The 14,341-nt window shown below is 64.4% G+C and carries 16 protein-coding genes; 7 read left to right on the forward strand and 9 right to left on the reverse strand.

From position 1 onward, the window contains the following. Nucleotides 1–42: 42 nt before the first annotated feature. From speD to KF857_12095, 3 genes are all read left to right on the forward strand, one after another. Entirely contained in the window at nt 43–558 is a 516-nt protein-coding gene (speD, locus tag KF857_12085; GenBank protein ID MBX3112733.1) for an adenosylmethionine decarboxylase, read from the forward strand. 84 nt (nt 559–642) lie between these two features. Then, nucleotides 643–1,584 (forward strand): hypothetical protein, encoded by a 942-nt coding sequence (locus KF857_12090; protein MBX3112734.1) that lies wholly within the window; start codon nt 643–645, stop codon nt 1,582–1,584. 37 nt (nt 1,585–1,621) lie between these two features. Then, a complete protein-coding gene (locus tag KF857_12095; protein MBX3112735.1) occupies nt 1,622–1,939 on the forward strand; it encodes a hypothetical protein in 318 nt (105 codons plus the stop codon). 73 nt (nt 1,940–2,012) lie between these two features. Here the strand turns inward: KF857_12095 and KF857_12100 are convergent, their stop codons facing one another. From KF857_12100 to KF857_12130, 7 genes are all read right to left on the reverse strand, one after another. Next, a complete protein-coding gene (locus KF857_12100; protein ID MBX3112736.1) occupies nt 2,013–3,176 on the reverse strand; it encodes a SurA N-terminal domain-containing protein in 1,164 nt (387 codons plus the stop codon). A 101-nt stretch (nt 3,177–3,277) separates the two neighbouring features. Beyond that, nucleotides 3,278–3,487 (reverse strand): hypothetical protein, encoded by a 210-nt coding sequence (locus tag KF857_12105; protein ID MBX3112737.1) that lies wholly within the window; start codon nt 3,485–3,487, stop codon nt 3,278–3,280. 8 nt (nt 3,488–3,495) lie between these two features. Continuing rightward, the gene (locus tag KF857_12110; protein ID MBX3112738.1) at nt 3,496–4,281 is read right to left on the reverse strand and encodes a FliA/WhiG family RNA polymerase sigma factor; all 786 of its coding nucleotides are present in this window, start codon (nt 4,279–4,281) and stop codon (nt 3,496–3,498) included. Between the two features lie 23 nt (nt 4,282–4,304). After that, a complete protein-coding gene (locus tag KF857_12115) occupies nt 4,305–4,502 on the reverse strand; it encodes a hypothetical protein (protein ID MBX3112739.1) in 198 nt (65 codons plus the stop codon). Between the two features lie 125 nt (nt 4,503–4,627). Beyond that, on the reverse strand, nt 4,628–5,407 hold the full coding sequence (locus KF857_12120; protein ID MBX3112740.1) for an MBL fold metallo-hydrolase: 780 nt from the start codon (nt 5,405–5,407) through the stop codon (nt 4,628–4,630). Beyond that, a complete protein-coding gene (locus KF857_12125; protein MBX3112741.1) occupies nt 5,404–6,012 on the reverse strand; it encodes a hypothetical protein in 609 nt (202 codons plus the stop codon). Before KF857_12125 ends, KF857_12120 begins: the two co-directional genes overlap by 4 nt. A 70-nt stretch (nt 6,013–6,082) precedes the next feature. Next, nucleotides 6,083–7,882 carry an Rne/Rng family ribonuclease gene (locus KF857_12130; GenBank protein MBX3112742.1) on the reverse strand — a complete coding sequence of 600 codons (1,800 nt, stop codon included), beginning with the start codon at nt 7,880–7,882 and terminating at the stop codon, nt 6,083–6,085. A gap of 162 nt (nt 7,883–8,044) precedes the next feature. Here KF857_12130 and KF857_12135 point away from each other — a divergent pair, with 162 nt between their 5' ends. Continuing rightward, the gene (locus KF857_12135; GenBank protein ID MBX3112743.1) at nt 8,045–8,794 is read left to right on the forward strand and encodes a hypothetical protein; all 750 of its coding nucleotides are present in this window, start codon (nt 8,045–8,047) and stop codon (nt 8,792–8,794) included. Then, nucleotides 8,794–9,552: a DUF2071 domain-containing protein gene (locus tag KF857_12140; protein ID MBX3112744.1), complete on the forward strand. Its 759-nt coding sequence runs from the start codon at nt 8,794–8,796 to the stop codon at nt 9,550–9,552. Before KF857_12135 ends, KF857_12140 begins: the two co-directional genes overlap by 1 nt. A gap of 5 nt (nt 9,553–9,557) precedes the next feature. Here the strand turns inward: KF857_12140 and KF857_12145 are convergent, their stop codons facing one another. Both KF857_12145 and KF857_12150 read right to left on the reverse strand, forming a co-directional pair. Beyond that, complete coding sequence (locus KF857_12145) at nt 9,558–10,538, reverse strand: quinone-dependent dihydroorotate dehydrogenase (protein ID MBX3112745.1); 981 nt, start codon at nt 10,536–10,538, stop codon at nt 9,558–9,560. Between the two features lie 38 nt (nt 10,539–10,576). Then, nucleotides 10,577–11,635, reverse strand: coding sequence for a YchF family ATPase (locus tag KF857_12150; protein MBX3112746.1), 1,059 nt, complete (start codon nt 11,633–11,635; stop codon nt 10,577–10,579). A 199-nt stretch (nt 11,636–11,834) separates the two neighbouring features. Here KF857_12150 and KF857_12155 point away from each other — a divergent pair, with 199 nt between their 5' ends. Both KF857_12155 and KF857_12160 read left to right on the forward strand, forming a co-directional pair. Further along, nucleotides 11,835–12,602 carry an ABC transporter permease gene (locus KF857_12155; GenBank protein ID MBX3112747.1) on the forward strand — a complete coding sequence of 256 codons (768 nt, stop codon included), beginning with the start codon at nt 11,835–11,837 and terminating at the stop codon, nt 12,600–12,602. Between the two features lie 18 nt (nt 12,603–12,620). Then, a complete protein-coding gene (locus KF857_12160) occupies nt 12,621–14,336 on the forward strand; it encodes a DUF1957 domain-containing protein (protein MBX3112748.1) in 1,716 nt (571 codons plus the stop codon). The last annotated feature ends 5 nt before the right edge of the window (nt 14,337–14,341 follow it).

Raw genomic sequence — 14,341 nt, forward strand, 5'->3', positions numbered from 1 at the left:
GTTCCGTTGGCTAGCGCCCAACGCCAGGCCTGGTTCCGGCGCATGCTGGGCCGCAAAAACCGAAAGGACATGGTCGCGGCTCCGCCGCGGATCGAAAACGAGGCCGGTTGGCAGCTCGTGCACAGCGAGGACGCCGACGACTTCAACCACTGGCTCGGGCGAGACTCCCAAGGTCTGCCCCCCACCCAAGGGGAGGAGCCCTCACTCGGGTCCCATCTCCTGATCGAGTTGTTCGATTGCGACCACGAGGCGCTTGAGAAGGAGATGTCCGTCGGTGCCGCCATGCTGGACGCCGCCCGCGCCAGCGAGGCGACGATCGTCACGCATTCCTTCCACGAGTTCAAGCCGTTCGGCGTCTCGGGCGCGGTGATCATCCAGGAGTCGCACTACACCGTGCACACCTGGCCGGAACACGGCTACGCGGCGGTCGACCTCTTCTATTGCGGCGGCACGATCCATGTCGACCGGGCTATCGAAGTCCTACGCGACCGGTTCAAGCCGGGACGGATCAAGTTCCTTGTCGTCCGCCGCGGTATCCAGAGCGAAGTCGACCTCTGATCCCAACCTTCGGTCCCCGACCAGACGTCGGGGACCGAAGTCTGCCGACCCCCGACGTCTGGTGCTATCCTCTCGCGGACTTCCATGAGTGAGAAGCTGTTCTCCCAAAGCACCGGCATGTTCATCGCCGAGACGCACACCGAGGGCGTCACGTGGTTCTTCTCCATCGACCGCTTCCTTGTCGAAGGCAAATCGAAGTACCAGCAGTATCAAATCGTCGATGTGCCGGTTTGGGGCAAGACGCTGTTCCTAGACTACAAGATCCAGTCCAGCCTCCTTGACGAGTACGTCTACCACGAGTCCATGGTCCAGCCCGCCATGACCGTGCACCCCAATCCCAAGAAGGTCCTTGTCGCGGGTGGTGGCGAAGGTGCCACCCTGTGGCAAGCCCTGCAGCACAACACGGTGGAGCACGCCGACATGGTGGACCTCGACGAGGAGTTGGTCCAGTGGGTGAAGGTCCACATGAAGGAGTGGCACCACGACTGCTTCGACGACCCGAGGGCCCACCTCTACCACCTTGACGCACGCAAATGGATCGAGGACCACAAAGGGTTCGGCTACGACGTCGTCCTCAGTGACCTGCCCGGTCCGCACGAGGGGAGCCCGGCCCGTATGCTGTACACCAAGGAGTACTTCCAGCATGTCGCCGCGTCCCTGTCCGACGACGGCGTCTTCGTCCTCCAGTCCGGCGCGTGCAACGAGACCTACCCCTACCTCTTCAGCCAGATCTTCGCGACCCTGGACTCCATGAAAGACACGTTCGCCTACGTGCGCGGCTACTACGGGTTAGTGACGACGTTCCAAATGCCTTGGGGCTTCATCCTCGCCAGCAAGAAGCACGACCCGCTGGCTCTGAGCCAGGAAGAAATCGCCCGGCGCCACGCCGACCGGGGCGTCGCCAACCGCTACTACACCCCGCGTTTCCACCAGGCGATGTTCACCCTGCCGGAGTACATGTTGCGGGCGATCGAGCAGCACGGAAAAGTGCTCACCGACGCCGAGCCGTTCCTGTGGACTGCGTGATTTCGGTACAATAATGACTCAGTAAGGGTTTGAAACGATGAAGTTTCGTAAGCTGTACTGGGTCACCGAAGTTCTCGGCGACAACGGCCGTTCACAAGTGGGCGGCGTTTACACTTCCATCCACGACCTCTTGGAACGCGGCCTCCATTGGACCGGCGACCAAGAATTGCAGGCAGGCTTCCGCGTGACCTTGGTCAAGCTGGACTCTGACAAGGCCCCCCTGGGCCGCTGGGTCTCGCCCGACTTCGCCGGGATGCACGACGCCTTGCAGGAATACGTCGCCACCGACGAGTTCAACGCGCAGGACTGCGACCTCCTCCTGGAGAACCTCGCCAAGTTCGCTCAGGCGAGTTGACCTCGGCCCCGACACAAAGACGCGGGCCCCGTCCGGTGTGGACGGGGCCCGCTTTTTTTTCAGGGCGGCTGGATCAGCCGCCGGTCGTCGTCGTCGGCTGGGGCCCACCGCTGCCCGAGGTGTTGGGCGGCGTGGGGGTGCCGGTGGTGTTACCCGTAGTCGTACCGGTCGTCGAACCCGTCGTCGGCAGCGGGGTCTCGCCAGAACCGCCGGTGGTCGTGGCGGGCAACTTGGTGTCCTTGGCCGATTCCTTGAGGCGCTCCTCAAACTTGGCCCACATATCCTTCAGCGACGGATCGGAGACTTCGATCTTGGCCGCCTTCAACTTGTCAGCCACGCGGCGGGTCAGGTCACTTGCCGCACTGCCGCGCTGGATGGCAAGGCGGCGCCGCAGGAGTTCCTTCTTCTCCTTGGTCATCTCGATCGGCTTCGCCGACGTCTTGGAGTTGACAAAGAACTTCACATAGCTCGTGCCGGCCTTGATCCAGTCGGTCGCCTTGCCCGTCTCGGTGCTTTCGATCGGGCCACGGATTTCCGGGCTCAGCTTGCTCAGGTCGGTGTCGCCGGTGGCGTTGGTCGCACCTTGAATAGCAAAGCGCCCTTCGTTCTCGGCGGCGTTCGGTGCCTCACTGAACTGGCGGGCCGCCATCTTGAACAACATGCCGCTGTCCAAGGCCTTCTGCGCGGCGGCTTTCTTTTCCTCGCTCTTGGCAAAGATAAACGTCAGGTTCGCCTTGGCTGGTTCGATGAACTGCTTCGGGTTGTCCTTCATGTACTGGTCGACGTCGGCCTCGGTGACGGTGATGCCCTTCGTGATGATCTTCTCTTGGGCCAGCTCGGACATGATGTTCTGGCGGATACCTTGCAGGGTGAAACCGATGGCTTGGAGGTTCTTGATGAACGTGCCGTCCAGTTTCGTGCGGAAGGCGATTTCGTCATCGACCTCTTTTTCGGTCGGCGCGACGCCCTCGTCCTTGGCCAACTGCATGATGATCTTGCGCGTCACCAGTTCTTGCATGGCCTGAAAGGCGAGAGTATCGGCGACAGGCACCTCGGCGATGCGGCCGTTCACGTTCACGCGGACGGTCCGTTTCGTCTGAAGCTGTTCCATGAACTCGTCGCGGGTGACGGTGTCACCAGCGACATTGGCGACGCTGGAATTGTTGTTGCAGCCCGCGAGCAAGGTAAGGCCGGCGATCACCGCCAGTCCGGCAAAGGAGCGAGTCCTAGTCATCATGTCTATCCTAAGTATTCGGTCTCGAAAGCCCTCCAACTGAGGGTCGCGGGACGCCGACATTCCCTGTCGAACAACAAGGCCGCGTCAAGTGTGCCACAGCCCTAGGCCGAAATATCGACGTCATGGTGTTCGGATGAGTCTTCTTGGGGCTCGATGTCAAGAACTTCCTCATGGATCTCGACAACGTCATGGTGGCTTTCTTTGGGTTCGTCCCGGCCTTGGCTGGGGCGCTCTTTTCGGTCGCGGTCCACGCCGTAGGTGTGGGCTGCTTGGTTAAGGTTGACTTGAACGATCCGGTTGATTTGGTCCATGGCCGCCGCTAGGCGACGTGTGCCGCCCCCTCTTCGCGCATAAAGTTGCGCAACCGACCCATCGCTTGCGTGTGCAGTTGGTACACACGGCTCTCACTCACTCCCAAAACCTTGCCGATCTCTTTGAAGGTCAGCCCCTCGAAATAGTAGAGGGCGATGACCAGTCTTTCGCGTTCGGGCAGGCGGTCGACCCCGGCCGCCATGATGCGGCGCAGTTCTTTGCCCTCCACCTCGACGCCCGGGTTGGCCTCTTCGTCGACGATCATCTCGACAAAGTGGATGTGGTCGTCGCCGTCCTGACTGCCGCCACCGACCACGTCGTCCAAACTGTAGACGTTGGTGCGCCCCATGCGGACGAGGAGGTCGTTCACCTCTTGGTCGCTCAGGCTCAGGTAGTCGCCCAGTTCGCGCACTGTCGCCGGACGACCGAACTCGGTCTCCAGCTTCGTCTGGGCGCGGTCTAGGGCCTTGAGCTTCTCGCGGATCGACCGCGGCACCCAGTCTTCGTCGCGGAGCATCTCCAAGATCGCGCCGCGGATGAGGGCGATGGCGTAGGTTTCAAACTTGACGTCCCGGGTGGGGTCGTACTGGTCCACGCTCTTGATCAACCCGATGACGCCGGCGCTCACCAGGTCGTCACGGTCGAGACCGCCCGGGACGCTGGTCACCAGGCGGCCGGACGTGATCTTGACAAGATACGAATAGTGGTTGATCAGGTCGACCCGTGCCGACGGGTTCTTGTAGACCTTGTAGTCGATCCAGGTCCTCTGGAGCAGGTCGGGTGACAATGGCATTCTAAAAAGGGCTCCCAGATTGTTCAGGCGGCGATGTCCTCATAGTCATATTCCGCCTCTTTGTCTTCAGCCTGTTTGACGACCTGCGGGACCCGCTTGGCGAGCGCCTCCCAAAACGCTCCCGCGACGTGACCCACGACGTAGGCGATCCCGCCCCGGGCCAAGCATGTCCAGGTCTCTGCACCCGAAACCACACTCGCGCCCAAGGCGACCAAAGCCATCAAGCCGGCTATGACCTTCGCCATACCCACGCCCAGTAGCTCTGATGACAGGCTGCCACGGTATGAATACTGGCAAAGTTCAGGACGCTCTGTAGGGCAAACTTGACGCGCCGTCTTAAGTATTTCTACCTGGACGTCTCAAGTGGAATATCAAGGCCGTCGTACGCCAACTTGATCTGAGCGGGGAGCCTCGCCTCCGTCTCCGCGTGGTCGTAGTCGTCGCACAAGTGGGTGAAATAGGTGGTGCGGGCGCCCAGTTCCAAGGCGACCTCGACGGCCCGGTCGAAATGAAAATGGTTAGGGTGCGGACGGAACCGCACGGCGTCGAGGACCAGGGTGTCCAAGCCGCGCAGGCGCCCCATCGACTCCTCCGGGATCCGGCTGACGTCGGTCAGGTACGCGAATCCGCCCACCTTGACGGCCAGGCACTCCAACGGCCCGTGTTCGACGGGAAAGACCTCGATGCGCATCCCGCCCGCCTCCAAGACGTCGGGGGCGTCACGCAACTCGAACCGCGGGACGAAGACCCCGTCGGGAAAGGCGGCGAAGGCGTACGGGAAGATCCGGCGGACGTCCTCTTGGGTCGCCTTGTTCGCGTAAACCGTCATCGGCTCTTGGTACTTCAGGCAAAACGCACGGAGGTCGTCCATCCCCATGATGTGGTCGGCATGGCCGTGGGTGACAAGGACGCATTCCAAGTCAAGGCACCCGGCGCGCAGGAGTTGGGTGCGCAGGTCCGGCCCGCAGTCCACCAACACGTTTCCGGTCGGCCCGCGCAAAAGCAGCGAGGACCGCAAGCGGTGGTTGCGCGGGTCGGCCAAGAACGCGGCGGGATACTCCTTGCCTAGGCTCGGGACGCCGTTACTGGTGCCGCTGCCCAACACCGTCGCGACCGCCGCCGTCATCCGCTGAAGGTCTTCTCAAGGACCAGCATGGCGACCATCGTGCTGGGCACTTCGCTGTACTGGGCGATCCGCTCCAGACACCGCGCGTAGTTCCGTTCCGCCAGCTCGTCGTTCACCGGTGTCTCCGTCAAGGCGTCGGCGACGATGGCGATCGCAGACTGCAGGAACTTGGCCCGGTTTTGGGGCAGGCTCCGGTTCGGCGTCGCTGAATACTCCCGGCTCAACTGCTCGTAGATCTGTTCCCAACTCTTGCCCGCGAGGACTTCGGCACGGCTCCGGGCCAGGGCCGCCTCTTGCAACCGACGCTTCTCCGCGTCGCGCTTCTTCTCGAGCTCCCAGTCGTGGGCCGTGGTTCCGGCAATGACCCGGAGGACCACCGCACTCCCCAGCTTTTGGCTGACGGTGTCCTCGACCTTCTTGCGCGGGGCGGCGAGGCGCAGGTGGCCGGCCAGCTCGTTGGAGCCGTCGTCAAGGCCAAGGATGAGGACGCCGTCCTCGACGGCGATCGGGGTCGCCGCTTTGAGCGCGGTCCACACGCCGACGCCCGTCACGCCGCCCATGATCTCGGGCAACGCCTCGTGCCATACCGCAGCAATGTCGGCCATCCAGGTCATTATGGTTCCTGGACCGGCGGTCAGGCTAGGTTCCGCGGACGAAGCCTGACCCGCCCCGGCGTTAGCCCTGGCGCTTCGAACCCGACACGATGACGTCGGCGACGGCATATGACCGTCGGATGTCCTGCAGGACGATCTTCGCCCGTTGGCCGATCAAGTCGCGGCCGTCCAGGAGTTCGACATAGAAGCCTTGGTCGGTCCATCCGATCGCCTTGTCCGTGCCCTCGACCGCCGACCGGCGGATGTTCGCTTCCAGCACTTGGGCCCGTCGATAGCCCATGTGGGTGGAGTCCATCTCTTCGATGCTGCCGCCGATGATCTCGAACTCGTCGATCTCGAAATCCACGTTGGCGCGGATGTAGAGCCCTCGCTTGAGGTCGTGCTCCAACTCCTCGATGAACTCTCCGTCGCCTCCGATCAGGGCCTCGACGACGGCCGGATGGCATTCGACGTAGAAGGCGTTGCCCGGCTCGCGCAGACGACGGCGCATCTCGCGCTCGATCCAGACGCTGACCGTGTCGGTGCTGGGGATGCGGCCCCGGCCTTCGCACGTCGGGCAGGTGTGGGTGATCGCCTCGGTGACGCTTTCACCGGTGCGTTTGCGGGTGATCTCGACCAGGCCCAGCGACGAGATGCGCCCCACGCGGGTCCGGGCGCGGTCTTTGGCAAGCACTTTCTCGAAGTGGTCGAGGACCTTCTTCTTGTCGTCGGCACTCTCCATGTCGATGAAGTCGACGACGATGATGCCGCCCATGTCGCGCAGCCGGAGCTGGCGGGCCGCCTCGTCGGCCGCCTCCATGTTGGCCTTGAGGATCGTGTCGCTCAGCGAAGTCGAGCCGACCTGCTTGCCCGTGTTGACGTCGATCGCGGTCAGCGCTTCGGTCTCGTCGATGATCAAGTACCCGCCGCTGCGGAGCCAAACCTTGTGCTCCAGCAGTTGGTCCAGGTCCTTCTCGATGTTGTAGTGGTCAAAGATCGGTTGCTCCTTGTCGTAGAGCGCGATCTTGTCAAGCAGTTTGGGGGCGACCATGCCGGCGACCAAGCTGACCTTCTCGTACTCCTCGGGGTCGTCGATGACCAGCTTGTCGATCTCCTCGCCAAAGATGTCGCGGATCGTGCGGTAGAGCAAGGTCTGGTCGCGGTGGACCACCGCGGGCGCCCGAAGGCGCTTGGCCTGCTCCAGCACTTGGCTCCACAACTGCTGGAGGAACTGGATGTCGGCCCGAAGTTCCGCCTCGGTGCGCTGCTCGCACTCGGTGCGCAGGATCAGCCCGAAGCCGTCGGGGATCAGCGCGTCGCCGAGCTTCTTCAGCCGGTCGCGTTCACGTCTGTCCTCGATCTTGCGGCTGACCCCGACGTGGTTGCCCTCGGGCATCAGCACGACGTAACGGCCCGGCAGGCTGATGCGGGTGGTGACACGCGCGCCCTTGGTGCCGCGCGGCCCCTTGGTCACCTGGACCATCAGTTCCTGGCCCGGGCGGATCAACTCCTTGATCTTCCGGCGGCGCAACTCAGACCGGCGCACGCTCGCCGGGCTGTTGTCCGTGTTGTCCTCGGGGATGATGTCGCCGACGTACAGGAAGGCGTTGCGCTCCAGGCCGATGTCGACGAAGGCGGCGTCCATCCCCGGGAGGACGTTCTGGACGATGCCCTTGAAGATGCTGCCGACCACGCGTTCTTCCCGCTCGACCCGGTACTCCATGAGCTGGCGGTCCTCAAGGACGGCGATGCGGGTCTCGCGGGAACTGCAGTTGACGAGGATTTCGATCTCGTCGGGTCGCTTGGAGGCGTCGCGCTTCGCCGCGACGGTCTTGGATGTGCGCACGGAGGGCTTCTTGGCCCTCGACGATGGTTTTCTCATTTTCGGTTGGGAATCCTTGCTGTAATTCACCCGGCGGGCCAGCGGGTTTGGCGGACGGTCAGTTCGACGCGACTCCCCACGGCTCTCGACAACCAGGTCTGCCCAGTGTACCAAGCCTGGCCCCTGGGTCCCTTTCCGGCCCAGAGAGGGGAAACTAGCGGCATGTTCGCCGCGCTCGTCCTTCATCAAGTGTCAACCCTGCTCCAAGCCCACGCCCACAACGACTACATGCACGCCAAGCCCCTGGCCACGGCGATGAGCTACGGATACGGGAGCGTCGAGGCCGACTTCTACCTCGTGGACGGCGAACTACTCGTCGCCCACGACCGTGACCAAGTCAAGGCGGGCCGGACTCTCGACGCCCTCTACCTGAAGCCGCTGGCCGAGGCCGTCCACCGCCACAAGGGTTCGGTGTACGGCGACGGCAAGCCGGTAGTCCTCCTGCTCGACGTCAAAGCCGACGGCAGCGCGGTCGTCCCGGTGCTCAAGCGGCAGCTGAAGCGGTACCCGGACGTCTTCGGCCGGGGAAAGCCCGTCCTCCCCGTCGTCAGCGGCGACCGCGACATCCCGGCCATCACCAAGGACCCGGAAAAGGTTCTGGCCCTGGACGGGCGGCTCGAGAACATCGGGGACGCGGCCGACGAGGTGCCCCTGGTCAGTGCGGACTGGGGTCGTGTGTTCACCTGGTCCGGCCGAGGCGACATGCCCGCGGACGAGACGGCCCGGCTCAAGGACATTGCCGACCGATGCCACAAGGCGGGCCAGAAACTGCGGTTCTGGGGCGCACCCGACATGGAGAAATCGTGGGGTTACCAACTCGCCGCCGGATGCGACTTGGTCGGCACCGACCGGCTCGAAAGCCTGGCGACGTACCTGCGGCACCGAAAGACGGGAACGCCGGACGGTCGTTGATGGCCCCGTCCGTGGACTTGAGCCTGCGGTCTCGGCCACCGCGACCGGTCGGCGAGGCTCCCGTCATGTTCCAACGGTGGGTCGATCTGACGTTCCTCCATTGGGAAGTCCCGGCGGACGACCTCCGCCGCGTGCTCCCGCCCGGGCTTGACGTCGACACCTTTGAGGGCAAAGCCTACATCGGGGTCGTGCCGTTCCGGATGGTGGACGTGAGGCCCCGTCTCTGTCCTGCGGTCCCTGGCCTGAGCCACTTCTTGGAGACTAACGTCCGCACCTACGTCCATCGGGCGGGCCAGGCGCCCGGCGTGTGGTTCTTCAGCCTCGACGCCGCCAACCGCGTCGGGGCGTGGCTGGGTCGCCAATGGTTCAAGCTGCCGTACCATTACGCCCGTCTGTCCATGGAAAGCGTCTCCGACGGTGGTCTGGTCTACCGTGGCAGGCGGGCTGCCGCGCCCTCGGCCCGTTACGAGGTGCATGTCTCCGGCGACGGGCCGGTGCGGCCAGCCCAGGTGGGGACACTGGAGCAGTTTCTCGTCGAGCGCTACCTCCTTTACACCCACCAAGCGGGCCGGCTGGTGTCCGGCCAGGTGTGGCACGAGCCGTACCGCGTCCGGCAAGTGTCGGCGGACCTGGTCAGCGAGACCCTGGTGCAATCAGCCGGCCTGGCCCATCCCGAGACGACACCCCTGGCCCACTACTCTCCCGGGGTCGACGTGGAGGTCTTCCGTCTGAGACAGGACGGCCCCACGGCCAGGTGAACGGGCTAGACGATGGACGTCGACAAGGCGCTGACCAACTCAGGGACGAAGTCGGGCCCGCCGTAGACCCAGCCGGTGTAAACCTGCACCAGGGACGCGCCAAGCTCCAGCTTCCGGCGGGCATCCGCCGGGCCCATGACGCCACCGACCCCCATGAGGACGGCGTCCGGCAACAAGTTTGCGAAGCGGGCCAGGGCGTCGTCGGCAAGCGGCCGCAACGGCTCCCCGCTCAGCCCTCCTTCGGTCGGACATTCCGGCGGCATCCCCGGCCGGGCCACCGTGGTGTTGGAGACGACGAGGCCGGTCAACCCGAAGTCGTGGACCACTTCGGCGATGTCGTCATAGGCGCCGTCGCCCAGGTCCGGGGCGACCTTGACAAAAAGCGGCTTCGCCCCGTCGATCTCGCGGAGCCGCCACAATATCCGGGTCAGGGGCTGCTTGTCCTGCAGTCCGCGCAGGCCCGGCGTGTTGGGAGAACTGACATTGACCACGACGTACGCGGCAAAGTCTTTGAGGCGGCGGAACGAGAACGCGTAGTCCTCGGCCGCCTCGTCAGCCGGCGTCACCTTGGACTTGCCGATGTTGATGCCCAGAGGGATCCGGGGGTCCGCCCGCTCCAGCCGGTTGGCCATCGCGTCCGCCCCCTCGTTGTTGAACCCCATCCGGTTCACGAGGGCCCGCTGTCCGGGGAACCGCCACAGGCGCGGCTTCGGGTTCCCCGGTTGGGCATGGCGTGTGACCGACCCGACTTCGACAAAGCCAAACCCGAGCTTGTGCCAATGGTCGACGGCCCGGGCGTCCTTGTCAAACCCGGCGGCCAGACCGACGACGTTGGGGAAGTCAACGCCGAACAGGCGGCGCGGGGACGCAGGGGCCTGGGGGGCACGCACCAGCCCCGACTCGACCGCCCGCACCGCCAGGTTGTGGGCGGTCTCGGGGTCAAGCCGGAACAGCAAGGGGCGCAACAGACCCTGATAAAGCGACATCGGCGGTCGGGATTATCCCACTTGACGGATTTTCGGACCTAGCTCTTGTTGCGGATATGGAGCAGGTCACCGTCCTGGATGACGTACTCCTTGCCTTCCAGATGCATCTTGTTGGCCTTGTACGCGGCATCCAGAGAGCCCGCCTCCACATAGTCGGCGTAGTGCACGACCTCGGCGCGGATGAAGCCCTTGGCGATGTCGTTGTGGATCGTGCCTGCCGCCTTCAGGGCGTTCGAGCCACGTTTGAGCGGCCATGCGCGGGTGTCGTTCTCACCCGCGGTGAAGAACGTGAGGAGGCCCAAGGCGTCGTACACCGCTTGGACGACGCGGTGGCTGGCCGGCTCCTCCAGGCCGAGGCTCTCCAGGAACTCAGGTTGGTCGGCGGCGTCGAGTTGGGCGATCTCCTCCTCAATGGTCGCGGACACGGCAAACGCCTGCGTCCCCTTGGCCATTTGCTCGGCGATCAGCTTGGCGACTGCCGGGCCCGGCGTGGCCGCCTCGTCTTCCCCCACGTTGAAGGCGAGGACCGTCGGTTTGGCGGAGAGGAACTGGTAGTTGCGGACGATCTTCAGTTCCTCCTCGTCGAACTCCATGTCCCGCATGGGGGTGCCGTTCTCCAGGGGCTCTTTGATCCGGCTGAAGAGCACCTGCTCCTGCATGTCCGGATGCCCCGAGGTCTTCACGTTTTGCGACTTCTTGAGCCGCTCCAAGCGGTTCTCGACGACGCCGAGGTCGGTGACGATCATCTCGACGTCCACCGCCTCTAAGTCTCGCTGGGGGTTGACGTCGTCGTGGTAGGCCGAGGTGGGCGACTCGAACGCCCGGACCACGTGCAGGTACACGTCCGCCTTTCGCGCCTCGTCCAAGAAGCGCTGGCTGAACATCTTCTGCGCTCCGCCCTGCACCGGATCCAAGTCGTCGTGAAGGATCACCGTGGCCGGGGTCTGCTTCTTTGGCTTCACCTGGGCGACGATCGTGTCGAACCGTGGGTCGGGCACCGGGACGGCGGTCACGTCACCCTTGGCCTGGCCTCGGCTGGCGGCGCGGTAGAGCGTCGTCTTCCCCGACTGGCTGAATCCGATCACCGCGACTTTCACTTGGCCTGCTCCTCAAAGACGACGCCCACACCGCCTTCGGGCAGGAGGCGGGGGACTCCCCAGAACGCACCCAACGACAAGACCAGGAGCGCCAGCGCGAGCCATGGGAACGGGGGTGCGGTGCGCTTCACGGGCAGGGAGTTTAGCAGAGGGACGGCGGCGTCAACGGGCCCGCGCTGGTAATCTCCCCGGCGTCCCGATGGCCCTCGCGCCCGCCAACCCGGTTATGTCCGCGCTGACCTTCGTCGGCGAGTGCGCCATCATGCTCGGCGACGTCGCGGCCAGACTCTTCCGCCGTCCGTTCGAAGTCGGAGAGACATTCAACCAAATGGCCTTTGTCGGGGTCCGCAGTGTGCCCATCGTCGCCCTGACCTCGATGTCCAGCGGCGCGGTCATCGCCCTCTACTCCGCCCAACTCCTCGTCCGCTACGGGGCGAGCAGCCTGGCCGGGGGCACCGTCGCCCTCGCCGTCATCCGCGAGCTGGCGCCCGTCCTCGCGGGGATCATGGTCGCCGCCCGGTGCGGCTCAGCAATGGCGGCCCAGATCGGCACGATGGCGGTCACCGAGCAGGTCGACGCCCTCCGAAGCCTTAACGTCCACCCCACCAACTACCTCGTCATCCCGCGGATCGTCGCAGCGGTGACGATGCTTCCCGTCTTGGCCGTCGTCGGCATGTACGCCGGGGTCGCGGGCGGCTACCTGGTCGCCGTCCCCCTCGGTCAAGTCGCCGACGGGGCGTTCTGGTCGTCGGTCCGCCAGTTCACCGAGGTCAGCGACATCACCGGCGGCATGCTCAAGACGGTCGTGTTCGGGTTCATCGTCGCGGTCGTCGCCTGCCAGCAAGGCTTGCGCACGTCGGGCGGAGCCGTCGGCGTAGGCAAGGCGACCACCAACACCGTCGTCATCACGATGGTCCTGATCTACGTCGCCAACTACTTCCTGACCGCGGCCCTGTTCACCCGGTGAGCCGGTCATAATCCCCCCATGCCAGTCGGCAGGTTCATGCTCGTCCTCCACTCGCACATGCCCTATGTGCTGAGCCACGGCAAGAGCCCCCACGGCACGGACTGGTTGAACGAGAGCGCGGTCGAGTGCTACCTGCCCATCCTTGACGCCCTCGACCGCCTGCGAAACCAAGGGGTCAAGCCCCGATGGACGATCAATGTCACGCCGATCTTGGCCGAGCAGTTGGACGACGAGGCGTTCAAGGCCGGTTTCGAGGAGTACTGCGAGGAGAAGATCCAGTACGCCATCCGCGACCAGGAAGACTTCCGCGCCAAGAACGAGCTCTGGATGGAGGGTCTTGCCGCGATGTGGCAGCGCCTGTTCACCAAGGCCCTGGTCGCGTTCAAGCACCAGTGGTTCAGGAGCATCACCGGGGCCTTCCAGAGTTTCGAGGAGGACGGTTGCGTCGAGCTCATCACCTGTGGCGCGACCCACGGCTACTTTCCCTTGCTCGGCACCGACGAGAGCGTCCAAGCCCAGGTCAAGCTGGCGGTCGCCTCACACGAGAAACGGTTTGGCAAAAAGCCTCGCGGCATCTGGCTGCCTGAATGCGCATACCGCCCGGGATACGCCTGGAAAGCTCCGGCGGGGACGGACGAGTCGGTCTGGGACCGCAAGGACGTCAGTGAGTTCCTGAAAGAGAACGGGATCGAGTACTTCTTCGTCGACAGCCACATGATCCGGGGCGGCGAGCCCCTGGGGACGTACTGGCAGAAATTCCCCCAGCTCGCCGAGTTGTTCGCCCGCAGCAAGCAGCTGTTCACCCCACCCGCCGAGTACCGCAGCGAATACGAACACTACGCGCTGCCCAACGGGACGGTGTGCTTCAGCCGCGACCCCGAATCGACGGTCAAGGTCTGGTCAGGCGACGTCGGTTACCCGGGCGACGAACATTATCTGGAGTTTCACAAGCAGCTCTATCCGGGAAGGCACCGCTATTGGCGTATCAGTCCGGAGAAGGGCGACCTCGGCAAAAAGCAGCCGTACGACCCGTGGGCGGCGTTCGAGAACATCGGCGACCATGCCGCCGACTTTGTGAACATCGTCAAGGGCACGCTTGGCCATTACCGAGGCCAATCGGGGCGCCCGGGGACCCTGGTGGCGATGTACGACACGGAACTCTTCGGCCACTGGTGGTGGGAAGGGCCGGAGTTCCTCTACGAGATGGGCCGCCGGATGGCCGCCGACCCCGACATCCAACAGGCTAGCGGGGGCGACGTGCTCGACGAGGAACCGGCCCGGCATATGATCCACCTTCCCGAGGGCAGTTGGGGCGAAGGGGGTTACCACTCGGTGTGGCTGAACCCCGACAACCACTGGACGTGGGACAAGCTCTATCCGGCCCAAAAGACGATGCGGACGATGGCCCAGACCATGGCCCACGGGCCGGCCAAGGAGATCGTCACCCAGGCGGCACGCGAGCTCCTGCTCGCCGAGGCTTCGGACTGGCAGTTCCTCATTTCGACCTGGGCCGCACGTGACTACGCCGAAGTCCGCTTTGACGACCACATCGAACGGTTCACTCGGCTCGCCGGCATGGCCGAACGTGTCCATAAGGGCGGCGTGTTGACCGGCGAGGAAGATGCTTTCCTTGCCGATTGCCAGCACAAAGACGCCCCGTTCCCCGACCTGGACCTCTCGTACTGGGCCAGGCTTGACCACCCGCTACCGGCGACGACCGTCCCGTTCTCATGACCGTC

This window comes from Fimbriimonadaceae bacterium (assembly GCA_019638795.1).
GTDB lineage: Bacteria > Armatimonadota > Fimbriimonadia > Fimbriimonadales > Fimbriimonadaceae > JAHBTB01.